This is a genomic window from Clostridium sp. HCS.1 (assembly GCF_047900555.1).
Taxonomy (GTDB): Bacteria; Bacillota; Clostridia; order Clostridiales; family Clostridiaceae; genus Clostridium.
Genome location: NZ_CP170704.1, coordinates 2,560,241 through 2,585,151, shown reverse-complemented (window position 1 = coordinate 2,585,151; position 24,911 = coordinate 2,560,241). Strand labels below are relative to the sequence as shown.

Sequence of the window (24,911 nt, the reverse complement as noted above, 5' to 3'; positions counted from 1 at the left end):
AATAGGTTATTTTAAATTTAGAATAAATGAGCAAGAAGCTTATTATTTTCTTCAAAAACTGTAATGGTAAAATAATTCCAAGGAACTACAGTTGCATAAGCTCTAGATATTGCAACTCTTATTTTAAAGGTTTCTCCACTATTAGTTTTAGAATCCTTTCCTTCATAAGTAACCTTATCTAGTCTCACAACCATTTCTTCACCTGAAGTAAGCTCCATTTGCTGTCTTAATGAATTTAAATCTTTAATAAGTTTTTCTTTATCTTCTTCAGTTATATCTGTATATCCTTTATCAATAGAAGGATTATATGAAATTAAATAATAATAAACTGAAGAATCCTCATTAAGATATAAGTATAACAAATCATTAATAAAATCAATTTCTTTATACTCTCCAGAAGTATAGTGCATTGATTGGTGATCATCATAAATATTAGATCCTATTTCTATTTGAGATAAGTCTTTTGAAAAAGTATAGGTTTTTCCTAAAGCTTCAAATTCTTTTAGTGGTTCTGCTTCTTGTACTACTTCTTCTTTAGGCTTAGTTTCTTTAGTATTTATATTTTCATCCTTTGTATTTTTTATAGATGTACAACTAATTAAATTTAATGATAATATAAGGACTAGTATAAATAACAAGCTATTTTTTTTCATTATATCCTCCGAAAATATCCATAATAAAGGGGTATTTATTTAATTTTACGATAAATTGAAATAAAAGTAAATTGATATAAATGTATAGTTAAAGGTTGATAAATTTATTTAATATGAATATAATGGAGGTAGAAAAATTTTCATTGGGAGGAAATGTTATGTCAGTAAAGATGTTACACACTTGTATAAGAGTGAAGGATTTAGAAAAGTCTTTAAAATTTTATCAAGAGGCTCTAGGCTTAGTTATAACTAGAAGAAAAGACTTTCCAGAACATAAATTTAGCCTTGTATATTTATCAAATGAAGAAGGCGGATATGAAATAGAATTAACATATAATTATGATGTTGAAAAACCATATGAAATAGGTAATGGATTTAGTCATATAGCAGTAGAAGCAGAAGATTTAGAAGCTATGAGAGAAAAGCATGTTGCTTTAGGATATGAAGTAACACCTTTTAAAGGTCTTCCTGGAACTAAACCTTCATACTACTTTGTAACAGATCCAGATGGATATAAAGTAGAAGTAATAAGAGCAAAATAATATTAATCTAGTAGCTTGAAAAAGTTACTAGATTTTTTTCTTATTAATTGCATAAAATAATATAGATTATATACAATTGATACTTATTATTAATTAAGATATAATATAAGTGGATAAATTATTCTAAAAAGGATGAAGGTGTATATTTATGAGTAAAATATCAATTATTGGTGCAGGAGCAATTGGAGCTACTACTGCCTTTGCCTTATTACAAAAGGGAGTTGCTAGAGAAATAGTCATTAATGACATTAATCAAGAAAAAGCATTAGGTGAAGTGTTAGACTTAATGCACGGAAGTGCTTTGGCTAGTCCATGTAATGTTACACTTGGAGCTTTAGAAGATACTAAGGATTCAGACATCATTATAATTACTGCAGGAGTAGCGCAAAAACCTGGAGAAACTAGATTAGACTTAGTTGATAAAAATTATAAAATTTTTAAAAGCTTTGTACCAACATTAGCAAAGTTAAGTCCTAATGCAATACTTTTAGTTGTTTCAAACCCTGTAGACATACTAGCTTATATGACTTATAAACTATCAGGATTCCCTAAGGAAAGAGTTATTGGATCAGGAACAGTACTAGATACAACTAGACTTAGAAGTTTATTAGGTAAATATTTTGGAGTAGATGGTAGAATAGTTCAAGGTTATGTATTAGGAGAACATGGTGATAGTGAGTTTGTTCCATGGTCATCATTAACTATTGGAAATATTCCTATTGAAAAATTCTCAAGTCAATTATCAATTGAATGGGATAAAGCTACAGAAAAAGTTATTGCAGATGATGTAAAGAATGCGGCATACGAAGTTATTAATAGAAAAGGAGCAACTGCATTTTCAGTTGCAGCTGTATTAACAAGAATAGTTGAAGCATTTTTAAAGGACGAAAAAACCATATTATCAGTTTCAACTTTATTAAATGACTATTATGGAGTAAATGAAACTTATTTAAGTGTGCCAACAATAGTAGGCAAAAACGGAGTTGAAAAAGTACTAAAAATTGAGTTTTCTGAAGAGGAAAAAGAAAAATTTGTTTCATCAGCTAATTTAATGAAGCAATATATAGATAGAATAAATGAAAATTAGATATTAATATAAAAAAATCAAGAGTAGTCTATAGCAGCTATAAAAGTATGTTATAGGCTATTTTTAATTTATATAAATTATTATAAAAGTTTTAAAACAATAAAGTTATACATATTATAGATTAGTTAATATTTTATTTGAAAGGTAATTTGTATGACAAGAGAAACTATAAATAGATTATTAAAAAATAAAGCTTTAGGAAAAATATTTATTCTTTTATGCTCAATAACTTTATTGTATTTAATTTTTTCATTGTTTTTTATTAATCATTTTTTTATTAATACTAAGGTGAATGGAGTAGATTTATCTCTAAAAAATTATAATGTAGCAAATGAAATTTTTTACAAGTCAATAAATAAATATAGTATAAAAATAATAGGTAGAGATGGAAGAAGTGAAATAATTAATGGAAAGGATATAGGTATAATTTTTAATAAAAAAGATATTAGAAATGAAATAAAAGAGCAACAAAATTCAATTATGTGGGGTGGTTCCTTAATAGGTAAAAAAGAATATTTTATAGAAGGACTAATTGATTTCGATAAAGTAAAACTAGATTCATTAATTGATAGTTTAGAAATTTTAACAAAAAAAATAGAAAATCCAATTAATGTAGGATTTCACTATTTAGATGGTATTTATGTAATTGAACCAGAGGTTTATGGAAATAAAATAGATAAAGATAAATTTAAAGAACTATTAAGTGAAGCTATATATAAAGGTTATAGAGAATTTAATATAAATGAAGAAGGATGTTATGAAGAACCTACATTTACAAGTGTTTCTGATAAAACCATGGAAACAGAAGAATTGTTGAACAAATATATATCTACAAAAGTAACTTACTTATTTGGAGAAAATAAGGAAATTTTAGAGGCTGATACTATAAAAAATTGGCTTTCTATAAATGAAGATTTAGATGTTGTTTTAGATGAAAAAGCTTTAAGCGAATACATAACATCTCTTTGTAATAAATATAATACCGTTGGAATAACTAGAAGCTTTAAAACATCTACAGGAAAGACTGTAGATGTGAAAGGTGGTTATTATGGATGGAAGATAAATTCAACGGCAGAAAAAAAGCTACTTAATGAATATATTAAATTAGGTGCAAATATAGAAAAAGAGCCTATTTATAGTCAAGAAGCTTTATATAGAGATAAAGATGATATAGGAAATACTTATGTTGAAATAAATATATCAAGGCAATATATATGGTTTTATAAAGAAGGAAAAGTTATAGCAGAAGGTGGTGTAGTTACAGGAGATCCAAGAAAGGGGTATTCAACACTTAAGGGAACCTATATGATTAATTATAAACAAAAAGATGCTATATTAAGAGGACCTGGTTATGAAGCAAAGGTTAATTATTGGATGCCTTTTAATGGAAATATAGGTATTCATGATGCTAGTTGGAGATCATCTTTTGGTTATAACATATATCAAAATAATGGTACTCATGGATGTGTAAATTCACCATTAAGTTTAGCTAAAAAAATATTTGAAAATATAGAAGCAGGAACTCCTGTTATATGTTATGAGGAATAGAATTATTTAATATAAAAAAATAGTCGAAGAATAGAAGGAAGTGCCGAATACTTATATAGTATTTGGTACTTTTTAATGTGGTAAATGCTTTTATAAGTGGTATAATATGGATTATAAATAAAAATTATAATTTTGTAAGGGGAGAGAATGATGGAAGAAAATCAGAAGAGATATGATTCAATTAATATTATGAGGGTGATATGTGCATTTCTAGTAATATCACTCCACACTTCAGTTTTTGCAAGCGTTAATTTAGGATTAAATAATATTGTGGCTAAAGGAATATCTAGAATAGCAGTACCTTTTTTCTTTATTTCAACAGGATACTTTATGGTTAAGAATATTACAAAGAATGGATATGTTAAAAGTTTTGTTAAGAGAATAGGCTTAATATATTTGCTAATATCTTTGATAGATATAATACTTATTATGCCTTATGTTTCTATGAGGTTAAGTGGAGATCTTGCTTATAAAATTAAGTATATTTTTATTGGAGGAATCACTGAAAGCTTATGGTATATACCTGCTATAATATTTGCGGTGGTTTTATTAAGTATATTTTTAAAGAAAAATTGGATAAAACCATTAATAGTGTTAAGTATTTTATTATACATTATTGGGCTACTAGGTGATAGTTATTTTGGCTTAATAAAAAATACTCCTTTAGAAGTAGTAATAAATTTTTATAATAATATATTTATAAATACTAGAAATGGGATAACATTTAGTATACCTTTTGTAACTCTTGGAGCTTTAATAGCTAAGGGGAATATTAAGATTAGTAAAAATATAATAAATATATGTCTTATAGTATTTTCAATTATATTTGCACTTGAAGCATATTTCTTAAATCTAAGTAGTATTTCATTTGATACCAATATGTATATGTCTATTCTTTTATTAGTGCCAGTAATATTTATATGGCTATTAAATATGAATATAGAAATAAATGAAAGAACATCAAATATACTTAGAGAGATGAGCTTATGGATTTATTGTGTTCATGAAACTATAATGCTTATAGTAATGATGTATATGGGATCAAAAAATACAATTTTAATGTTCTTAGAAGTATCATTAATTTCAACCCTTATAGCATATTTAATCGCAAGAAGAAAAGTAAAAGTCCCAGTTAATAATATAAAAAGGGAAAGAAGAATAACAACAGTACTATTAATACTATCTTTAGTATTTTTATTTACAAATAATACAAATAAAAATAGTCAAGCAGCTAATAACCAAGCTGATTTATATAACTCAAATGGAGAACCAACAGATATAATTGGACCTTTATATAAAGTTAGTGATGATAATAGTAGCATATATATTTATCAAAGCTTTGGCTTTGGTACTAAAGATATGTATCCTTTAAATCCAGTAGTAAAAGAAGCTTTTGATAATAGCGAAGCCATAGTACTTGAGACAGAAGGAATAAATATGCAGGATAAAAACATTATGGATATACTTACCTATGGCTCTGATGATTCCATAGAAAACCATGTATCAAAGGAGGCTATAGAAATATTAAAAGAAGTTTCAAAAGATGCTGGAGTAGAATTTAAAAATTTAGAAAAGTATAAGGCATATATAATTTCTATAGTACTTCAACAGTATATTATAGATAAAGATGCTACGCTTTTTAAATATTCTCCTCAAGGTTACTTGTCAAGTTTAGCTTTAGAAGAGAAAAAGGAAACTATTTATATGGTTGAGCCAATAGAGTATTTTAAGAATTCTTTAGAAGCTTCAGAAAAAGTAGGAGATGAATTTATTAAGTTAACTAAATATTATAAGTATATAGATAAAGAAAATATAACAAAATTTATAGAATTATGGGAAAGTGCAGATGACGAGGCTCTAAATAAATATGATTATGTTTATGAAAGTTTAGATGATAGTAATAAAGAGGAATATAAAGAATTAAATGAAAACATTGATAATGTTTATAGTGACTTTTTAAATAAACAAAAAGATATTTATGTTGGAAAAGCAAAGGAATATATGAAAGAAGATAAAGAATATTTTATGGTATTATCTGATATATCAGTAACAGGAGAACAAGGTATATTAGAAACTTTAACTAAAGAAGGATATAAAGTAGAAAAAATATCTAAGTAACAATAAAAAGAGCATATATTTGTTGTAATGATACAGGCTGTTATATCCTGTTTAGGAAAAAAATGTTATAATGGTAAAAAGGGGGATGTTTATGAAAAATAGAATAGTAAATATATTAGTAAAATCTATAATTTGGGGATTAGTGTGGCTTGGATTAGCAGCATTAATAGGATTTATAATAACTAAAATATCACCTGATAAAAGCTTTGAAAATATATTGTTTATTGAAGGATTAGTTTTAGTCTTTGGAGGGATTTTTGCATCTATTTCAGGTGATCCTATGGGATTATCTATGCAGGGATTAGGACAAAATAATGCACAATATATAACTAATGCAAATTTGGAAATAGCAAAAATGGAAAAGGAAAAATCAGGAGCTAAGATTGATATTGGGTTTTCATTAAGCACTTTTTCTTTATTAATAGGTGGGGTTTTATCTGTCATAGTAACATTTTTAACTTAAATAAAATATATAATCATTTAAAAAGTCAATCATATATAGGTTGACTTTTTTATATTTAAAAGTAAAAGAAAATATTAAATAATAGATATTATTCTTTATACTTGCCATAATACTAAAGCTTATAGTATTATTTAGTTAATTAAAATAAAAATTAATATAAATATTAGACAACAAAGCTATGGAGGAAATAATGTTAAATATAGGATGTCATTTATCAACAACAAAAGGATTTGAAAATATGGGGAAGGAAGCTTTAGAAATCGGAGCTAATACTTTTCAATTTTTCACTAGAAATCCTAGAGGTGGAAAGGCAAAAGATATAGATATTAATGATATGGAAGGGCTTTTAAAAATAGCAAGAGAAAATAATTTTACAACTATTTTGGCACATGCTCCTTATACTTTAAATGCATGTTCAGCAGATGAAAGAACAAGAGAGTTTGCAAGAGAAATGATGGAAGATGATTTAAGAAGAATGGAATTTATGCCAAATAATTTATATAATTTTCATCCTGGAAGTCATGTAAAGCAAGGGGTAGAAATAGGAATTAACTATATAGTAGAACTACTTAATAATGTATTAAGAGAAGAGCAAACTACAACTGTTTTATTAGAAACAATGGCAGGAAAGGGATCTGAAGTTGGAAGAACCTTTGAAGAAATAGCAGAAATAATATCTAGAGTTGAATTAAAAGACAAAATGGGTGTATGCTTAGATACTTGTCACGTTTATGATGCAGGTTATGATATAGTAAATAACCTAGATGGAGTTCTAGAAGAATTTGATAAGATAATAGGTTTAGATAGATTAAAGGCTATACATTTAAATGATAGTAAGAATCCATTTAAAAGCCATAAAGATAGACATGAAAAAATAGGGGAAGGATTCTTAGGCTTAGATGCAATAACAAATATAATTAACCATCCAAAGCTTAAACATCTACCATTTTTCCTTGAAACACCAAATGAATTAGATGGATATGCAAGAGAAATAGAATTACTAAGAAGTAAATATCAAGAGTAGCTTGATATTTACTTCTTTCTTGTGTATGATAATTCATAGTTAGAAAGGTGTGTTTTTAATGGAAGATTTAATAAAGTCTATTAAAGAAATATTAAGTGAAGAAATAATAAAGATTGTAATTAGTAATAAAATAAATAAAGAGTTTGCTTATAATAAAATAAATATAGAGCAAAAGATAAATAATAAGGGCAAAAAATATTATCAAATAGAAAAATTTACAGATAAGCAAGTTTTTCATGAAAATATTGAAGCTAAGGATTTAGAAAAAGAACTAATTAATTTAGTAAATAATAATTATAAACAAGTATCTGCTTGGTCTAATGAAATAACTTTTGACTTGAAAATATCTAAAAAAGGAAAGGTATTCTTAGGCAAAAAGAAAGGTAATAATAAAAACATAGTTAATAAAAGTCATAACAAAGAAAAAAATTATATATTAAAAGAAGGCATGATAATAGAACCTTTAATAGATTTAGGAGTATTTACTAAAGAAGGTAAGGTTATTAATTCAAAATATGATAAGTATAAACAAATAAATAGATTTATTGAAATAATAGATGATGAAATAAAGAAAAATGATTATAAAGAGCTTACAATTTTAGATTTTGGCTGTGGAAAGTCATATTTAACTTTTGTATTATACTACTACTTTGTAGAAATTAAAAATATAAAGGTTAAAATGATAGGATTAGATCTTAAAGAAGATGTAATTAAAAAATGTAATGAAATAGCAAAAAGATATAAATATGATAATCTACATTTTGAATTAGGAGATATAAACGGCTATAAATATGAAAATAATGTAGATATGGTAATAACATTACATGCTTGTGATACTGCAACAGATTATGCTCTATATAATGCTGTAAAATGGAATGCAAAGATGATTTTTTCTGTTCCATGTTGCCAACATGAATTTAACGCTCAAATTCAACCTGAATCTTTATCTATTATATCAAAATATGGTATAATTCAAGAAAGGGTTTCTGCACTTATGACAGATGCAGTTAGAGGAAACTTATTAGAAGCTGTAGGATATAAAACTCAACTTTTAGAGTTTATAGATATAGCCCATTCTCCCAAAAATATACTAATTAGAGCTTCAAAAAGCAAGATTTCTCTAGATAAGAGACAAAAATCTTTAAGGGAAGTGGATGCTTTAATTAAGGAATTTAATTTTAATCCTACATTATTAAATCTATTAAAAAATGATAAATTGATATAACTTGCAATGCTGCGCTTAATTAAGTGCAGCATTTTTTACTATATTAAATTTGAAAGATTTTATTAACAAAACTAAATTTATAATATAGTAATATTAAAAAGCCAAGGAGGAGAATTATGGATAAGAGTCAATTAAAAACAAAAATAGAAATAAAGCTAAATAATGAGTATATAGCACAAGAGGAATACTTTAGAGATTTAGCAGAATATTTTATAGAAAAGGTCTATAAAAATGAAAAAGGAATATTGCTAGTAGCTGGTGAAAAAAATACTTTTAAAAAGGCAAGTATTAGAAGTGTATTTGAAGTATTGAAAGAAGAAAAAATCATAAATAATGAAAAGGTAGAAGAGATTGATTTAGCATCTTATAATTTTAATATGGGGTATAATGCTTTTTTAACAGATTTATATGAAGTATTAAACAACACTTCATCTTATGGTGTAATATTTAAAAATACTGAAAAAGCATCTAATGAACTTTTAAATTTATTATCTAAGATTTATCCTAATTCTTGTATAAAATTAAATAATAGATATATAGTGAAAAATAACTTTTTGGTGGAAGCAAAAAAAGAAGAAAATAACACTATAAACGAAATTGTTTGTCATAATAAATTTTTTATATTTATCTATAATTATGAAGAAAAAATTGAATTAGAAGATTATGTTCAGTCTTCATTAAAAAATGTAGATAAGGTTTTATATACAAGGGAACTTACTGAAAAGGAAAAAAATAATATTATAAGGGAAAAGCTTAACAAGGAAATAAATGAAATAAAAAATCATTATGGAATTCAATTACTATTAGGTTATAAGGATAATGTTAGAGAAAATGAAAAGTATTCTGTGTGTCAGTATCTACAAGATTATTTTAGAAAAAGAGGAAGTTTTGCCATTACAGAATATATAAGATATAAATTTACAAGCCCAATTAAAAGTTTAATAGAAAAAGAAAATTTAAGTGAAGGTGAAAAATTATTAATATATGTGGAAGATAATGGCTTGAGATGTAAAGCTAATGATTCTAAATACAACTTAAATAAATATTCAATACCTACTTTAGAAGAAGTAAAGTATAAGCTTGAATCTATAATAGGATTAAGAGAATTAAAGGAATTTTTATTAAATGTAGAAAATAATAAAAAGGTTCAAAACATTAGAAAAAGGCTTGGATTAAAGACTTCGTATATTTCATTAAATATGATTTTTGCTGGTAATGCAGGTACTGGAAAAACTAATGCTGCTAGAATTACTTATGAATATTTAAATGCATTGGGATTATTAACTAAAGGAAGGCTAGTGGAAGTAAGTAAAGCAGATTTTATAACAGAAAATATAAGTGAAACAGCAAAAAGAACTAATGATATTATTACTTCTGCAATAGGTGGAGTACTATTTATAGATGAAGCATATTCATTGTATGTAGGAGAAAATGATAAGGTAGGAAAAGAAATAGTTGATTCATTAATAAAAGGAATTGAAGACAATAGAAATAATCTTACAGTAATTTTAGCTGGTTATGAAAAAGATATGAAAGAATTTTTAAGTGTAAATCAAGGACTTAAATCAAGATTCCCTAACATAATTCATTTTGAAGATTATACTCCAAATGAAATGTATAAAATAGCAATTCAAATTGCAAAATCTAAAGGATATAGAATTTCTAAAAATGTTAAAAATGATCTTATAGATTTATTTACAAGGAATCAGCTTACTGGTAAAAATGATTTAGGTAATGCAAGATTCGTAAGAAATATTATTGAAAATGCAATAATCTTCTCATCAAGGAAGTATTTAAATAATAATAAAAGTGAAATAGACCTTCTAGAAAGAGAAGATTTTAATTTCAAGACTAACGCTAAATTTGATTTAGAAGAGAAATTAAAGAACATAATAGGGTTAGAGGAAGTAAAAGAGCTATTAAGAAGTCAGTATAAGTTACTGATAGCTCAAGAAAAGAGAAAGTCTGTTGGAGTAAATACAGAAATAGAACAAAACTTAAATATGGTATTTGCAGGAAACCCTGGAACAGGTAAGACTAGTATTGCAAGATTAGTAGCCGAGATGTTAAACAGTATGGGACTATTGAAAATTGGACAACTAATTGAATGTGATAGATCAAGTTTTGTATCTAATATTCCTGGAGAAACTGCTAAAAAGACGGAAGGAAAATTTAAAGAGGCTCTTGGAGGAGTATTATTTATAGACGAGGCATATACCCTTGCTAATGATGATTTAGGTAGAGAAGCAATAGAAACATTGTTAAAATTAGTTGAAGATTACTCTAATGAAGTAATAGTTATATTAGCTGGATACCAAGTAGAGATGGAAGATTTCTTTGATGTAAATATAGGATTAAGATCAAGGTTCCCATTATGGACAAATTTTGAAGACTATAATCCAAATGAACTTTTAGAAATGGCTATTAGGTTAATTGAATCTAAAGGATTTAAACTATCTAAAAATGGACAAGCTTCTCTTAAAAAAAGTTTTATAGATATTTATGAAAATTCAGATTCACAATCTGGAAATGGAAGAATGGTAAGAAATTATGTTGAAAATTTAATAAGAGTACAAAGTATTAGAATAGCAGAAGAAGATACAAGTGTATATGAAATAAATCTAATAACAGCAAAAGATATTGAAAAGCTAAATACATCTCAATATGATAATGAGTTTGATTTAGAAAAGCATTTAAAAAATTTAGTTGGAAATGAAGAAGCAAAGGAATTCTTAAGAGATCAATATAAGCTAATTAGGGTAAGGGAAAAGAGAAAAAAACTTGGCTTATCTACTGATATAAATAGATATATGAACATAATTTTTACTGGAGAGATTGGCACAGGAAAGAAAACAGTTTTAAATATCTTAGCAGAGACGCTATGTAGTATGGGAATAGTAAAGTCTAAAAATATAGTAGAAATAAACAAGGATGAAGCAATAGAGTGTATAAATAAGAATTTATCCTTTGAAGATGTTTTAAATAAACAAATAGGAAAGGTTATTTATATAGATGGTGCAGAATTTTTATTAAAACCATACTCTAAAAAAATAGTAAAAGATTTAATAAAGTTTATGGATAAGAATAGTAATAATTCAATATTAACACTGTCTGGAAGAGAAGATGATATTAGAAGAATAATGTATTTAAATCCTGAACTAAATTACAGATTTTCATCAATGTTAAACTTTAAGGATTATAAGAAAGATGAACTAATAAATATGTCACTAGGAATTTTAAATGATAAGGGATATATTTTAGATGAAAATTCAAGAATAGAATTGACTAATATAATAGATGAATTATATGGGAATAAGGATTTAACCTTAAAAAATGCCCTTATGGTAAAGCAATACTTAGATATTTTAATTAGAGAACAAAGCATTAGAATTTGTGATACCAGAATAAATAACAAAGAAATGAATTTAATAATGACAGAAGACTTAATTAAAAGCAAAGAAAAGTTTATTCTCAAAAATATATACAATAAGTAAATAAATATTAAAATTTATGTTTAGAAGTGGACATACTAATGTCCACTTCGTTATTTTTTACTTTCAAGTAAGGTAACTATTTTGCCAATACCTAAAACAATGCATCCTAATGCAAATATAATAGGAGTTGCTATAATAGCATAAGAGCCTATAAATGCTATACATATCCAGCTTGATATAATTATTAATATTCCTGCAAAATATAAAAATCCTTTCATTATAATCCTCCATTTAAAATACCTTGTTAATTAGTAATAATTTATTTAATGATATAGTAACATATATTGTAATTTTATTCCATTAATTACCTAATAGCTTTTCCATTTAACTATTTATAATATATTAAATTAAAATGAAGAAAAATTAATAAGAATTAGTTTTATACTTTATAAATATTATATAGATGAATTCACTTATTGAAGTTCTGCTATATTAGTTACATTTATATTTATTGTTTCACCATTATTAAAGAGAAGATGACTTCCTTTATATGGTTCACCATCCACTAAAATAATAACTTTGTTAGTATTATAATTATATCCATAAGTTAATGCTAAGGTTTTTAATGCTGATGATTCAGTACCAGATCCAACTCGAGATAATATATTATAATAATCTTTAGATAGATTGACAGTTAAAATATCACCCTCTAATTTGGCAGATTTTACAGATAGGTTATCTTTGTAGTCAAAGAAGTCCTTATTAGGTAAATTTTTAATTTCTTTAGTTAATGCTGTTACTAAAGCACTATCAACTACTTCTATGCTTTTATCTTTAAAGTAATAAATATCATCATTCACGTTATAATAATAAATTCTACAATTTATATTTTTAATATTTGGTGAAGGGTTGCTAGAATCACTAATATAGTTGTCCTTAGAGTAGGCTTTAGCAGAACTATAATCAACATCGAAATACCCATTAGGTAAATCACCTTTTAAAGAAGTATACAATTCATCATTGAAATATATAGCAACTTTATCTACATTTAAATTATATCCATAAGTGGCAAGTAAAGCTGATAAAAGACCACTTTCAGTTGAGGAACCTAAAAGCATTTCATTTACATAAGATGATGAAAATTTTACTTTTAAAACCCCACTTTTTTCATCTAAAGTAGCTGAGGTTATTTCAACCTTGTTAGTTAGGCTTAAAAAGTTGTTATTTGGTAAATAATTTTGTAGTTCCTTAGTTAATGCTTTTATTATTGCTTTATCTTTAATTTCTATTTCTTTATCTACATAGTATAATTCATAATTTACAGTATCGAAATAAAATAGTCTTACTTTTTTTAACTGTTTATTTGGAATTTCAGTTTCTGGTTTATCCTTCTCATTATCATTTTTATCTTCAATATTGTTATTGTTTGAATTATTAGGATTTGCTTTATCATTATTTTTATTGCAACCAATTAATATTATAGAAAAAAATAGAGAGAATAACAAAAGAAAGACTTTCTTTTTCATAAAATCACTTCCTTATTATAATATCATTATATTCTATTAAATTTTTTAGGTATTATTGACAAATATAACATAAAATAATGATAAAATATATTATAAATACTAAATTATATAGGAGGGCTTATGAGGAAATTTTTTAAGTTTTTAGGAATAGCAGTACTATTAATAATTTTAGCCTCTGGAGTTTTTGCTTTTTTAATTAGAGACAAAATAAGTTTAACCATTAATATACTTAATAAGTATTCAGAGTTTGTAGAAGAATCTAAGGTGCTAACAAATAATGATTTTAATATGAAGAAAGATATTACTAAAGACTATACTGAAGTGGAATATAAAAATACAAATGGAGTTCCTTTAACATTAGATATATTTAATGCAAAAAAGGAAGTTAAAAATGGTTCACCTGTAATTATTTATGTTCATGGAGGTAGTTGGGTTTATGGTGATAAAGAAATTCCAGATGCTATATCACCATTACTGGATGCTTTTAGAGAAGAAGGATATTCAATAATAAGTACAAGTTACGAGCTTATGAGGGGTGAAGAAAATTTTAATAAACAAATAAGTGATGTTAAAGATACTATTAGATGGGTCCATAAAAATAAGGAAGAATATAATTTTAATGAAAATAAAATAGGAATAATTGGAGCATCTTCAGGTGCACACTTATCTTTAATGGCAGCATATAGTAGTGAAGATGAGTTTGTTGATGATGAAGAATTAAAAAACTATCCATCATCAATAAAATACTTAATTGATTTTTTTGGGCCAACAGATTTAAATACATTAGATATGAACAATGTTAATTGGGATTTAGAACAAATTATCAATTCAGTTGGAGATAGAAAAGAAGAAGTGTTGACTAAATATAGTCCTATTAACTATGTAGATAAAAATGAGCCTACTACCTTAATTATTCATAGTAGAAAAGATTCTATTGTTCCCTATAAAAATGCTGAAATATTATATGAGGAGTTAATAAGTAAAAAGAATAAAGCTAATATAATAACTTTAGAAGGTGCAACTCATGATTTTTCAGAATTTGATATGGAAGAAGTTGTGACAGTAGGTACTAAAATGCTAGAGTTTATCCTTAGAAATATGTAATAAAGAGAATATTAAATCTTCCTTTTGTAAAATATATTAAGTGAAATAAGAAGTGTTACAATAAGGAGGATATTTATGAAAGTAATAGTAGTTGGTTGTACTCATGCTGGAACATCAGCAGTTGTAAATCTAAAAGTACTACATCCTGATGCTGAAGTAGTTATATACGAAAATAATGATAATATATCATTCCTATCATGTGGAATTGCTTTGAGTGTAGGGGAGATTGTAAAAGAACCAGAAAAGTTATTCTATAATTCACCACAAAATTTAGAGAAAAGTGGAATTAAAACTAGAATGAAGCATGATGTTTTAGGTATAGATTTTGATAATAAAAAATTAAAAGTTAAAAATTTAGATACTAATGAAGAGTTTGAAGATAGTTATGACAAATTAATATTAACTTTAGGATCTTGGCCAATTATTCCTAAGCTTGAAGGTATAGATTTAGAAAATATACTATTATGTAAAAATTATGATCATGCAAAAATTATAGATGAAAAGAAAGATTCAGCTACTAATGTAGTAATTATTGGAGCAGGTTATATAGGCGTAGAACTAGCTGAAGCCTTTGAAAGGCTAAATAAAAAGGTTACATTAATAGATGCAGAAAATAGAATAATGTCCAAGTATTTAGATAAAGAATTCTCAGATATTGCAGAAAAAGAATTCACTGATAGAGGAATAAAATTAGTTTTAGGAGAAAAGGTTGTTAAATTTAACGGAAACAATGGAAAAGTTGAAAGAGTAATTACAGATAAGGGAGAATATGAAGGAGATTTAGTAATATTATGTATAGGGTTTAGACCTAATACAAAATTAATAGAAGGAAAATTAGATACATTAAAAAATGGAGCAATAATTATTGATGACTATATGAGAACCAGCAGAGAAGATGTATATGCAGCTGGAGATTGTTGCATGGTAAGGTATAATCCAGCAAAGGATAATAGATATATTCCACTAGCAACTAATGCAATTAGGATGGGAATGCTAATTGCTAGGAATATAGAGAAACCTTCATTGAAGTATATGGGTACACAAGGGACATCTGGTATAAAAATTTATGATGTTTGTATTGCTTCTACTGGACTTACGGAAGCAAGTGTAAAGGCTACAACTAATTTAGAGGTAGATAGTGTCACTATTCATGAAAATAATAGACCAGAGTTTATGCCTACTTTCCATGATGTTATGGTAAAATTAGTTTTTGAAAAAGAAAGTAAGAGGATAGTTGGAGGACAAATAGCCTCGAAGGTAGATATGACAGAACATATGAATACTTTATCAGTAGTTATTCAAAATAATATGACTATAGATGAATTAGCAATGACAGATTTCTTCTTCCAACCTCATTTTAATAAACCTTGGGGCATATTAAATTCAGTTGCTTTAAAGAAAATAGACTAGTAGTACAAAGGATCATTATCAATTTGATAAAAAATAGAAAAAATGTGTTAAAAGCTAGGAAACTAGCTAGTTTAACCAAAGTGATAAAGAGTTATCATTATGATAACTCTTTATTTTTTTGTTGAAATAATTAAGGGTTATACAAGTAAAACATAGAAATATCATTAAAAATCATTAAAAAACTTTGGCATATAAATTGCTAATTATATAAAAGTAAAGAAGAAAAGTTTATATAAAAAATATAGGGAGGAAAAGAAATGGATTTCAAGGAAATAAGAACAAAAGCAGGAAATTATGAAAAGGAAATGACTAAATTTTTAAGGGATTTAATTGCTATTCCTGGAGAAAGTTGTGAAGAAAAGGGTGTAGTTGAAAGAATAGCTGAAGAAATGAAATTACTAGGATTTAATAAGGTTGAAATTGATCCACAAGGTAATGTGCTTGGATATATGGGAACTGGTAAAACTTTAATTGGATTTGACGCTCATATTGATACAGTTGGAGTAGGAAATAGAGGTAATTGGAATTTTGATCCATATGAAGGATATGAAACAGAAACAGAAATAGGTGGACGTGGAACATCAGACCAATTAGGTGGAATAGTATCTGCTGTATATGGTGCAAAAATAATGAAGGACTTAAACCTTTTGAATGAAAAATATACAGCTTTAGTTGTAGGATCAGTTCAAGAAGAAGATTGTGATGGACTTTGTTGGGAATATATCATTAAAGAAGATGGAATAAGACCTGAATTTGTAGTATCTACAGAACCAACAGATGGTGGAATTTATAGAGGACAAAGAGGTCGTATGGAAATCAGAGTTGATGTTCAAGGGGTTTCATGCCATGGTTCAGCTCCAGAAAGAGGAGATAATGCAATTTATAAAATGGCTGAAATATTAATGAATGTTAGAGACTTAAATGAAAATGATGCTAGTGATGATAAAGAAATAAAGGGATTAGTAAAAATGCTTGATGAAAAATATAATGTAGAATGGAAAGAAGCTAATTTCTTGGGAAAAGGAACAGTTACAACTTCAGAAATTTTCTTTACTTCACCAAGTCGTTGCGCTGTTGCTGATTCTTGTTCAATTTCATTAGATCGTCGTATGACAGCAGGTGAAACTTGGGAAAGCTGTTTAGAGGAAATTAGAGAGCTTCCTGCAGTTAAGAAATATAATGCGAAAGTAAGTATGTATAACTATGATAGACCAAGCTATACTGGATTAATATATCCAATTGAATGTTATTTTCCAACATGGGTAATTCCAGAAGATCATATTGTTACAAAAGCAATGGAAGAAGCTTATAAAGGACTTTATGGAAATACAAGAAGTGGTGCAGCTAATGCAGATGAAATGAGAAAAGCTCGTCCTCTTACTGATAAATGGACATTCTCAACAAATGGAGTTTCTATAATGGGACGTAATGGAATTCCAGTTATAGGTTTTGGACCAGGTGCAGAAGCACAGGCACATGCTCCAAATGAAATGACTTGGAAGGAAGATTTAGTTAAATGTGCTGCTGTATATGCTGCATTACCAACGATATATTGTGTTAATAAAGAAAAATAATTATAAATATAAAAATTAAAATGAAGGGTAGGAATTAAAAAATGGATTTAATGGATAAATATATAAATGAACTTAATAAATTAGAATTTTCAAAGATGTATAATGATGACTTTATGGAAACTTGGAAGAAAAGTGATGATGAATTAAAGGCTGTATTTACAGTAGCAGAAGCTTTAAGAGATTTAAGAAAAAATAATATATCAACAAAAATATTTGATAGCGGGCTTGGAATTTCATTATTTAGAGATAATTCAACTCGTACAAGATTTAGTTTTGCTTCTGCTTGCAATCTTTTAGGATTAGAAGTTCAAGATTTAGACGAAGGAAAATCTCAAGTAGCCCATGGAGAAACTGTTAGAGAAACTGCTAATATGGTATCCTTTATGGCTGATGTTATAGGTATTAGAGATGACATGTATATTGGAAAAGGTAATACTTATATGAGAGAAGTATCTAAAGCGGTAAGAGAAGGATATGAGGAAGGAACATTAGAACAAATTCCTACTTTAGTAGACTTACAATGTGATATTGATCACCCAACTCAAGCTATGGCAGATGCTTTACATTTAATCAATGAATTTGGGGGAATTGAAAATTTAAAGGGTAAAAAAGTTGCTATGACTTGGGCATATTCTCCATCTTATGGTAAGCCACTATCAGTTCCACAAGGAATTATTGGATTATTAACAAGATTTGGTATGGATGTTGTTTTAGCTCATCCAGAAGGCTATGAAGTAATGCCGGAAGTAGAAGAAATAGCTAAAGAAAATGCAGAAAAATCTGGCGGATCATTTACAAAAACTAATTCTATGGAAGAAGCATTTAAGGATGCAGATATAGTATATCCAAAGAGCTGGGCTCCATTTGTTGCAATGGAAAAGAGAACTGATTTATATGGAAATGGAGACTTTGATGGAATTAAGGAATTAGAAAAAGAATTATTAGCACAAAATGCAGAGCACAAAGACTGGCAATGTACTGAAGAATTAATGAAGACAACTAAGGATGGAAAAGCATTATATTTACACTGTTTACCAGCAGATATTACTGGTGTTAGCTGTGAAACAGGAGAAGTTGAAGCTTCAGTATTTGATAGATATAGAAAACCTCTTTATAAGGAAGCTAGCTACAAGCCATATGTAATTGCAGCAATGATTTTCCTAAGTAAGGTTAATAATCCACAAGAAGTTTTAGCTAAATTAGAAGAAGCTAAAAAGGAAAGAAAGAGCCGTTAAAACAGATTTATAAGGAGCTGTCGCGACAGCTCCTAATTATTAAAATATCATAGTCTATAAATTTAAGGGAGATAATTATGAAAAAGAAAATTGTAATAGCATTAGGTGGAAATGCCCTAGGTAATAACCTAGAAGAACAAATGACAGCAGTTAAATCAACAGCAAAGTCTATAGTAGATTTAATTGAAGAAGGACATGATGTTGTTATATCTCATGGAAACGGTCCCCAAGTAGGAATGATAAATCTTGCAATGGATGCTTTAACAAAATCAGATAGAAAATATTCCTCAATTCCTATGTCTGTTTGTGTAGCAATGAGCCAAGGATATGTAGGATATGATTTACAAAATGCATTAAGAGAAGAGCTGTTAAATAGAAATATAAATAAACCTGTTGCAACAATAATTACTCAAGTAGAAGTAGATAAAAATGATAAGGCTTTTAAAAATCCAACAAAACCAATAGGAAGTTTTATGACAAAAGAGGAAGCAGATATATTAATTTCAAAAGGAGTTAATGTGATTGAAGATGCAGGAAGAGGATACAGAAGAGTAGTTGCCTCTCCAAAACCAAAGAGTATAGTAGAAATAGAAGTAGTAAAAACATTAGTAGAATCAGGAAGCATTGTGGTTGCTTGTGGAGGTGGTGGAATTCCTGTAATGAAGGAAGGAAACCATTTAAGAGGAGCAAGTGCTGTTATAGATAAGGATTTTGCAAGTGCTACACTAGCAAAAGAATTAGAAGCAGATTTTCTAATAATTTTAACTGCAGTTGAAAAGGCTGCTATTAATTATGGTAAGGAAAATGAAAAGTGGTTAGATAATGTTTCAGTAGTTGAAATGAAAAAATATGTGGAAGAAGGTCATTTTGCACCAGGTTCAATGAGACCTAAAGTTGAAGCAGGAATAGAATTTGCTGAATATAAAGAAGGAAATATTGCACTTATTACTTTATTAGAAAAGGCGAAAGATGGAATTCTAGGAGAAACTGGAACAAGGATAACAAAATAAATATAGGAGTGAAAAAAATGTCTGAAAAAATTAAATGGAAGGAAAATACCATGCCTAAAAGTAATATTAATTTAGACTTTTTAAGTATGGATGAAATTAATAAAGCTAGGAACTTTCATAAGAGTTTTCCAGAGTATAGTGTTACACCTTTAGTTAATTTAGAAAATTTAAGTGGGAAATTAGGGCTAGGTGGTATATTCCTAAAGGATGAATCCTATAGATTTGGATTAAATGCTTTTAAAGTACTTGGAGGATCTTATTCTATGGCAAAATATCTTGCTCAGAGATTAGATATGGATATTACAGATTTACCATATGAAAAGTTAGTTTCTGATGAAGTGAGAGAAAAACTAGGTGATATTACTTTTGTAACAGCAACTGATGGAAATCATGGTAGGGGAGTTGCTTGGACTGCTAATAGATTAAAACAAAAATCAGTAGTTTATATGCCAAAGGGTTCATCTCTAGTAAGATTAGAAAATATAAGAAAAGAAGGAGCCGATGCTTCAATTACAGATATGAATTACGATGATGCAGTTAGATTAGCAGCTAAATATGCAGATGAGCATAATGGAGTTGTAATTCAGGATACTGCATGGGAAGGCTACGAAGAAATTCCAGCTTGGATAATGCAAGGCTATGGAACTATGGGACTAGAGGCTTTAGAACAACTAAAAAATGATTATAAAGTAGAAAGACCTACTCATATCTTTTTACAAGCAGGAGTTGGCTCCCTTGCAGGAGGAATTCAAGGATTCTTTGCATCAGTTTTTGGTAAAGAGTGTCCAACTACTGTTATAGTAGAGGCTAAGGAAGCAGCTTGTTATTATGAATCTGCTATAGCAAATGATGGAGACCCAAGAGCTGTTGGAGGAGACATGCCAACAATAATGGCTGGACTTGCATGTGGGGAAGTAAATATAACTGGATTTGAGGTATTAAAAAATTACTCTAAGGTATTTGTATCAGCACCAAATTATGTTGCTGCAAATGGAATGAGAGTGCTTGGGAATCCATTAAATGGAGATAATAAAGTAATATCTGGTGAATCTGGTGCTGTTACTTTAGGACTAGTATATGAATTAATGACTAATACAGAATATAGGGAATTAAAGGATAATTTAGGATTAGATGAAAATTCTAAAGTGTTATTATTTAGTACTGAAGGCGATACAGATCCAGACAAGTATAGAGAAATAGTTTGGGAAGGAACCTATAATAGATAGGAGAAAATTAAAATAAATTACTTCCTTCAGTTTTGAAGTGCACCTATTAATTTTACGATGACTTGGAGCGTAGCGAGGTCATAAGTAAAATTACATAGATGCACTTTTTTATTAAGTTTTTTAGATGCAGATTTTAAAATTGGTTATAATTATAAATATGTAATAATAATTTCATACTTAGTTCATAAAACTAAAATATTATAAAATCTGTATTATAAAAATAAATAATAAGTATTGTAGAGAAAATATAGTAGGAGGAGAAGTATGTTATCGCTAAAAAATATAAAAAAATCATATGTAACAGGCGAATTTAAACAGGTTGCTTTAAATGGAGTAACTTTAAATTTTAGGCAAAATGAATTTGTAGCTATACTAGGACCAAGTGGTTCAGGTAAAACTACTTGCTTAAATATTATTGGAGGTTTAGATAAGTATGATAGTGGAGATTTAGTTATTAACGGGGAATCCACTAGAGAATTTAAAGACTCAGATTGGGATGCATACAGAAATAACAGCATAGGTTTTATATTCCAAAGTTATAATCTAATAAATCATTTAAGTATCCTAGATAATGTTGAAATGGGTATGACATTAAGTGGTGTTTCTGCAGCTGAAAAGCATAAGAAGGCTTTAGAAGTTTTAGATAGGGTAGGACTTAAGGATCATGTTCATAAAAGACCTAATCAACTTTCAGGTGGACAGATGCAAAGAGTTGCTATAGCAAGAGCTCTTGCTAATGATCCAGATATAATTTTAGCAGATGAACCAACAGGTGCATTAGATACTAAGACTAGTATTCAAATAATGGATCTTATAAAAGATATAGCAAAAGATAAATTAGTAATAATGGTAACACATAATCCAGAATTAGCAAGAGATTATGCAGATAGAATAGTTGAGTTTAGAGATGGTAATGTAATTTCAGATACTAATCCTTTAGAAGAAGAAAAAAGTAATAGCTCTTATAGTCTTAAGAAAACTAGTATGAGCTTTTTTACAGCATTAAAATTATCAGGTATGAACATAAGAACTAAAAAGTGGAGAACATTTTTAACTGCATTTGCTTCTAGTATTGGTATTATAGGAATAGCATTAATACTATCATTATCTAATGGATTTGACAGGCAAATAGATATATTTGAATCAGATACTTTATCAGGTTTCCCTATTATGATAAGCCAGAAAACAGCTGAAGTTGATATAAATACAATGATGGAACATAGTAAGGAAATGAGAAAGGAAATGTTAGGAGAGGAAGAAGTAGATTCTAGCAAGTATCCTGACACAGACGTAATATATCCTTACAATAGTAAAGAAAATACATTTATTCATACTAATAAACTTACGGAAGAATATGTAAAATATATTGAGGATATTGATGATACATTACTTTCAGGGATTTCATTTACTCGTCTAGTCAACATGAATCTTTTAAAAAGTGACGGAAGTGTAGCAACTCCAATTAATGCTTCAGATTTAAATTTATCTTCCTACCCAATAAAGTTAGATAATAATTCTGAAGGGTATTTAGAAACTTCATATGACTTACTTGCAGGTAGTTATCCACAGACAATGAATGATTTAATTTTAGTAGTAGATGAATATAATAAATTAGATACTGCTGTCTTAGATGCATTAGGAATTGACAGTAATAAAGAAGAAATTAGTTTTAATGATATATTGGGATATGAAATAAAGGCAATCTTAAATGATGATTATTATAAAAAACTAGGGAACTATTATACTCTAGCAGGAAATCCAAATGATATGAGTGAAATATATAATAATGAAAGAGCTATACCATTAAAGATAACAGGTATTTTAAGGTTGAAAAAGGATGTAACTATTCCAGTATTATCATCAGGATTATCTTATTCAGATGAATTAAGTAAATACTTCATAGAAGATGCTAAAAATTCTGAAGTAGTAAAGGCACAAGAGGAAGTTGACTACAATGTATTTACTGGAGAAAGTTTTAAAAGAGACAGTAATAGAGCAGACTCGAGTAATACAAATACTAAAGAAAATATTCTTGCTTCTATAGGTGCAACTTCAACACCTTATATGATAACTTTATATCCAAAGGACTTTGCTACTAAAGAAGCTATAACAGATTATTTAGATGATTGGAATGAAGATAAAGATAAAGAAGATGTAATTATATATAATGATATGGCTAGTACATTCGTAAGTTTATCAGGTGGAATTATGGATGCAATTACTATGGTATTAGTAGCATTTGCAGCAATATCCTTAGTAGTTTCATTAATTATGGTAGGAATAATAACTTATATATCTGTACTTGAAAGAACAAAGGAAATAGGTGTTTTAAGAGCTTTAGGTGCTAGAAAGAAAGATATCACTAGAGTATTTAATGCAGAAACATTTATTATAGGAAGTTGTTCAGGTATTTTAGGAATAGTTATTGCTTACCTTCTAACATTCCCAACCAATAAAATACTTTATAATATTACTGATTTAAAAGATGTAGCTGTTTTAAATCCAGTTCATGCTATAGTATTAGTAATTATAAGTGTATGCTTAACTATGATTGGAGGATCTATTCCAGCTAAGATGGCTTCTAAGAAAGATCCAGTTGAGGCACTAAGAACTGAATAATATTATTAAATAAATATATAATAAGAGGTTGCATAAGCAGCCTCTTATTTTAGTTATTATTTAAAAATGATTTTAACACTTCTATAATTTTATAAATATCATCCTTTGAAACCCAATAATGAGTAACAAATCTCATAAGTCCATTTTCTACATCATTGATTTTTATATTATTCTCTAGGAAATATTTAACTAAGTTTTTGGTATTTATATTTTTGTCTTTGAAGCTAAAAAATACCATATTAATTTTTAAATTATGTAAATCAACATCTATTTCAGGTATTTTATTTAACTCTTCTGCCAGTAATTTTGCATTATCATGGTCTTCCTTTAATCTTTTAGTCATTACTTCTAATGATACTATTCCAGCAGCTGCTAAAAATCCAGCTTGTCTTAGACCACCACCCATTAATTTTCTTTTTTTTCTAGCTTTATCTATGAAATCTTTACTTCCTGCCAAAATAGATCCAACAGGAGAACATAATCCCTTTGATAAGCAGAACATAACTGAATCACAATATTTAGTGATTTCCTTAACATCAACATTAAGAGCTGCTGAAGCATTAAATAATCTTGCTCCATCTAAATGAATTGGCAGATTATATTTTTTAGCTACATTATATATATCTTTCATATTTTCAATAGTTAACACATTTCCACTAGAATGAGCATTTTCTATACAAATAAGTGAAGTTGAAGGAAAATGAATATCATCTTCTTCAAAGCGTATTCTTTTTTCAATTTCCTTTGAATTTAATACACCATTTGGAGCATCTATAGCTCTTAGTTGTACACCAGCTATTACAGAGCTTGCCCCAACTTCATGGGCAATAATATGGTTAGAGTCAGCAATTATTACTTCGCTACCTCGTCTGCAGTGAGTAAATAATGCAAGCTGATTCCCAAAGGTACCACTTGGTACAAATAAGGCAGATTCCATTCCAACAATTTCTGCAGCTAGAGTTTCAAGTTTTTTAACTGTAGGATCATCTCCATAGACATCGTCACCAACTTCTGCTTTAAACATTGCTTCTTTCATAAAGTCTGGTTGTTCAGTAACTGTATCACTTCTTAAATCTATAAATTTCATAATAATACCTCCTTTTTAATAGTTTG

Annotated in this window: 19 protein-coding genes; 15 read left to right on the top strand and 4 right to left on the bottom strand. The window is 27.6% G+C overall.

Translation table 11 applies throughout. From position 1 onward, the window contains the following. Nucleotides 1–17: 17 nt before the first annotated feature. Nucleotides 18–653, bottom strand: a complete 636-nt coding sequence (locus tag ACFYH6_RS12350; protein WP_416178730.1) for a hypothetical protein — start codon at nucleotides 651–653, stop codon at nucleotides 18–20. Nucleotides 654–811: 158 nt separating this feature from the next. Here ACFYH6_RS12350 and ACFYH6_RS12345 point away from each other — a divergent pair, with 158 nt between their 5' ends. The 8 genes from ACFYH6_RS12345 (at nucleotide 812) to ACFYH6_RS12310 (ending at nucleotide 12,154) form a co-directional block, all read left to right on the top strand. Further along, nucleotides 812–1,195: a VOC family protein gene (locus tag ACFYH6_RS12345; protein ID WP_316342104.1), complete on the top strand. Its 384-nt coding sequence runs from the start codon at nucleotides 812–814 to the stop codon at nucleotides 1,193–1,195. Between the two features lie 148 nt (nucleotides 1,196–1,343). Next, nucleotides 1,344–2,282, top strand: coding sequence for an L-lactate dehydrogenase (locus ACFYH6_RS12340; protein WP_416178729.1), 939 nt, complete (start codon nucleotides 1,344–1,346; stop codon nucleotides 2,280–2,282). A 153-nt stretch (nucleotides 2,283–2,435) separates the two neighbouring features. After that, entirely contained in the window at nucleotides 2,436–3,830 is a 1,395-nt protein-coding gene (locus ACFYH6_RS12335) for a L,D-transpeptidase family protein (protein ID WP_416178728.1), read from the top strand. Between the two features lie 150 nt (nucleotides 3,831–3,980). Further along, the gene (locus ACFYH6_RS12330) at nucleotides 3,981–5,948 is read left to right on the top strand and encodes an acyltransferase family protein (protein ID WP_416178727.1); all 1,968 of its coding nucleotides are present in this window, start codon (nucleotides 3,981–3,983) and stop codon (nucleotides 5,946–5,948) included. 91 nt (nucleotides 5,949–6,039) lie between these two features. Beyond that, nucleotides 6,040–6,411 carry a hypothetical protein gene (locus ACFYH6_RS12325; RefSeq protein ID WP_416178726.1) on the top strand — a complete coding sequence of 124 codons (372 nt, stop codon included), beginning with the start codon at nucleotides 6,040–6,042 and terminating at the stop codon, nucleotides 6,409–6,411. Between the two features lie 190 nt (nucleotides 6,412–6,601). After that, nucleotides 6,602–7,435: a deoxyribonuclease IV gene (locus ACFYH6_RS12320; protein WP_316342109.1), complete on the top strand. Its 834-nt coding sequence runs from the start codon at nucleotides 6,602–6,604 to the stop codon at nucleotides 7,433–7,435. Nucleotides 7,436–7,493: 58 nt separating this feature from the next. Beyond that, nucleotides 7,494–8,660, top strand: coding sequence for an SAM-dependent methyltransferase (locus tag ACFYH6_RS12315; protein ID WP_316342110.1), 1,167 nt, complete (start codon nucleotides 7,494–7,496; stop codon nucleotides 8,658–8,660). Nucleotides 8,661–8,776: 116 nt separating this feature from the next. Continuing rightward, nucleotides 8,777–12,154 (top strand): AAA family ATPase, encoded by a 3,378-nt coding sequence (locus ACFYH6_RS12310; RefSeq protein ID WP_416178725.1) that lies wholly within the window; start codon nucleotides 8,777–8,779, stop codon nucleotides 12,152–12,154. A gap of 50 nt (nucleotides 12,155–12,204) precedes the next feature. On the opposite strand, the gene ACFYH6_RS12305 is transcribed toward ACFYH6_RS12310, so the two are convergent. Together ACFYH6_RS12305 and ACFYH6_RS12300 are read right to left on the bottom strand one after the other, a co-directional pair. Further along, nucleotides 12,205–12,372 carry a hypothetical protein gene (locus ACFYH6_RS12305; RefSeq protein WP_416178724.1) on the bottom strand — a complete coding sequence of 56 codons (168 nt, stop codon included), beginning with the start codon at nucleotides 12,370–12,372 and terminating at the stop codon, nucleotides 12,205–12,207. A gap of 195 nt (nucleotides 12,373–12,567) precedes the next feature. After that, nucleotides 12,568–13,620, bottom strand: coding sequence for a GerMN domain-containing protein (locus ACFYH6_RS12300; RefSeq protein ID WP_416178723.1), 1,053 nt, complete (start codon nucleotides 13,618–13,620; stop codon nucleotides 12,568–12,570). A gap of 120 nt (nucleotides 13,621–13,740) precedes the next feature. Here ACFYH6_RS12300 and ACFYH6_RS12295 point away from each other — a divergent pair, with 120 nt between their 5' ends. From ACFYH6_RS12295 to ACFYH6_RS12265, 7 genes are all read left to right on the top strand, one after another. Continuing rightward, nucleotides 13,741–14,724 (top strand): alpha/beta hydrolase fold domain-containing protein, encoded by a 984-nt coding sequence (locus tag ACFYH6_RS12295; protein WP_416178722.1) that lies wholly within the window; start codon nucleotides 13,741–13,743, stop codon nucleotides 14,722–14,724. A gap of 75 nt (nucleotides 14,725–14,799) precedes the next feature. Continuing rightward, complete coding sequence (locus ACFYH6_RS12290; protein WP_416178721.1) at nucleotides 14,800–16,134, top strand: FAD-dependent oxidoreductase; 1,335 nt, start codon at nucleotides 14,800–14,802, stop codon at nucleotides 16,132–16,134. A gap of 257 nt (nucleotides 16,135–16,391) precedes the next feature. Next, on the top strand, nucleotides 16,392–17,708 hold the full coding sequence (locus ACFYH6_RS12285) for a YgeY family selenium metabolism-linked hydrolase (RefSeq protein WP_316342115.1): 1,317 nt from the start codon (nucleotides 16,392–16,394) through the stop codon (nucleotides 17,706–17,708). 41 nt (nucleotides 17,709–17,749) lie between these two features. Further along, the gene (gene ygeW, locus ACFYH6_RS12280; protein ID WP_316342116.1) at nucleotides 17,750–18,943 is read left to right on the top strand and encodes a knotted carbamoyltransferase YgeW; all 1,194 of its coding nucleotides are present in this window, start codon (nucleotides 17,750–17,752) and stop codon (nucleotides 18,941–18,943) included. A 77-nt stretch (nucleotides 18,944–19,020) separates the two neighbouring features. Beyond that, nucleotides 19,021–19,953, top strand: a complete 933-nt coding sequence (arcC, locus tag ACFYH6_RS12275) for a carbamate kinase (RefSeq protein ID WP_416178720.1) — start codon at nucleotides 19,021–19,023, stop codon at nucleotides 19,951–19,953. Nucleotides 19,954–19,970: 17 nt separating this feature from the next. Beyond that, a complete protein-coding gene (gene dpaL / locus ACFYH6_RS12270) occupies nucleotides 19,971–21,179 on the top strand; it encodes a diaminopropionate ammonia-lyase (RefSeq protein ID WP_416178719.1) in 1,209 nt (402 codons plus the stop codon). A 264-nt stretch (nucleotides 21,180–21,443) separates the two neighbouring features. Further along, complete coding sequence (locus ACFYH6_RS12265) at nucleotides 21,444–23,798, top strand: ATP-binding cassette domain-containing protein (RefSeq protein ID WP_416178718.1); 2,355 nt, start codon at nucleotides 21,444–21,446, stop codon at nucleotides 23,796–23,798. 49 nt (nucleotides 23,799–23,847) lie between these two features. Here ACFYH6_RS12265 and ltaE read toward each other — a convergent pair whose 3' ends face one another. Then, entirely contained in the window at nucleotides 23,848–24,885 is a 1,038-nt protein-coding gene (gene ltaE / locus ACFYH6_RS12260) for a low-specificity L-threonine aldolase (RefSeq protein ID WP_416178717.1), read from the bottom strand. Nucleotides 24,886–24,911 lie beyond the last annotated feature (26 nt).

Coding starts and splice junctions, on each gene's coding strand:
- ACFYH6_RS12350 (WP_416178730.1), bottom strand. CDS start 653: ATGAAAAAAAATAGCTTGTTATTTATACTAGTCCTTATATTATCATTA.
- ACFYH6_RS12345 (WP_316342104.1), top strand. CDS start 812: ATGTCAGTAAAGATGTTACACACTTGTATAAGAGTGAAGGATTTAGAA.
- ACFYH6_RS12340 (WP_416178729.1), top strand. CDS start 1,344: ATGAGTAAAATATCAATTATTGGTGCAGGAGCAATTGGAGCTACTACT.
- ACFYH6_RS12335 (WP_416178728.1), top strand. CDS start 2,436: ATGACAAGAGAAACTATAAATAGATTATTAAAAAATAAAGCTTTAGGA.
- ACFYH6_RS12330 (WP_416178727.1), top strand. CDS start 3,981: ATGGAAGAAAATCAGAAGAGATATGATTCAATTAATATTATGAGGGTG.
- ACFYH6_RS12325 (WP_416178726.1), top strand. CDS start 6,040: ATGAAAAATAGAATAGTAAATATATTAGTAAAATCTATAATTTGGGGA.
- ACFYH6_RS12320 (WP_316342109.1), top strand. CDS start 6,602: ATGTTAAATATAGGATGTCATTTATCAACAACAAAAGGATTTGAAAAT.
- ACFYH6_RS12315 (WP_316342110.1), top strand. CDS start 7,494: ATGGAAGATTTAATAAAGTCTATTAAAGAAATATTAAGTGAAGAAATA.
- ACFYH6_RS12310 (WP_416178725.1), top strand. CDS start 8,777: ATGGATAAGAGTCAATTAAAAACAAAAATAGAAATAAAGCTAAATAAT.
- ACFYH6_RS12305 (WP_416178724.1), bottom strand. CDS start 12,372: ATGAAAGGATTTTTATATTTTGCAGGAATATTAATAATTATATCAAGC.
- ACFYH6_RS12300 (WP_416178723.1), bottom strand. CDS start 13,620: ATGAAAAAGAAAGTCTTTCTTTTGTTATTCTCTCTATTTTTTTCTATA.
- ACFYH6_RS12295 (WP_416178722.1), top strand. CDS start 13,741: ATGAGGAAATTTTTTAAGTTTTTAGGAATAGCAGTACTATTAATAATT.
- ACFYH6_RS12290 (WP_416178721.1), top strand. CDS start 14,800: ATGAAAGTAATAGTAGTTGGTTGTACTCATGCTGGAACATCAGCAGTT.
- ACFYH6_RS12285 (WP_316342115.1), top strand. CDS start 16,392: ATGGATTTCAAGGAAATAAGAACAAAAGCAGGAAATTATGAAAAGGAA.
- ygeW (WP_316342116.1), top strand. CDS start 17,750: ATGGATTTAATGGATAAATATATAAATGAACTTAATAAATTAGAATTT.
- arcC (WP_416178720.1), top strand. CDS start 19,021: ATGAAAAAGAAAATTGTAATAGCATTAGGTGGAAATGCCCTAGGTAAT.
- dpaL (WP_416178719.1), top strand. CDS start 19,971: ATGTCTGAAAAAATTAAATGGAAGGAAAATACCATGCCTAAAAGTAAT.
- ACFYH6_RS12265 (WP_416178718.1), top strand. CDS start 21,444: ATGTTATCGCTAAAAAATATAAAAAAATCATATGTAACAGGCGAATTT.
- ltaE (WP_416178717.1), bottom strand. CDS start 24,885: ATGAAATTTATAGATTTAAGAAGTGATACAGTTACTGAACAACCAGAC.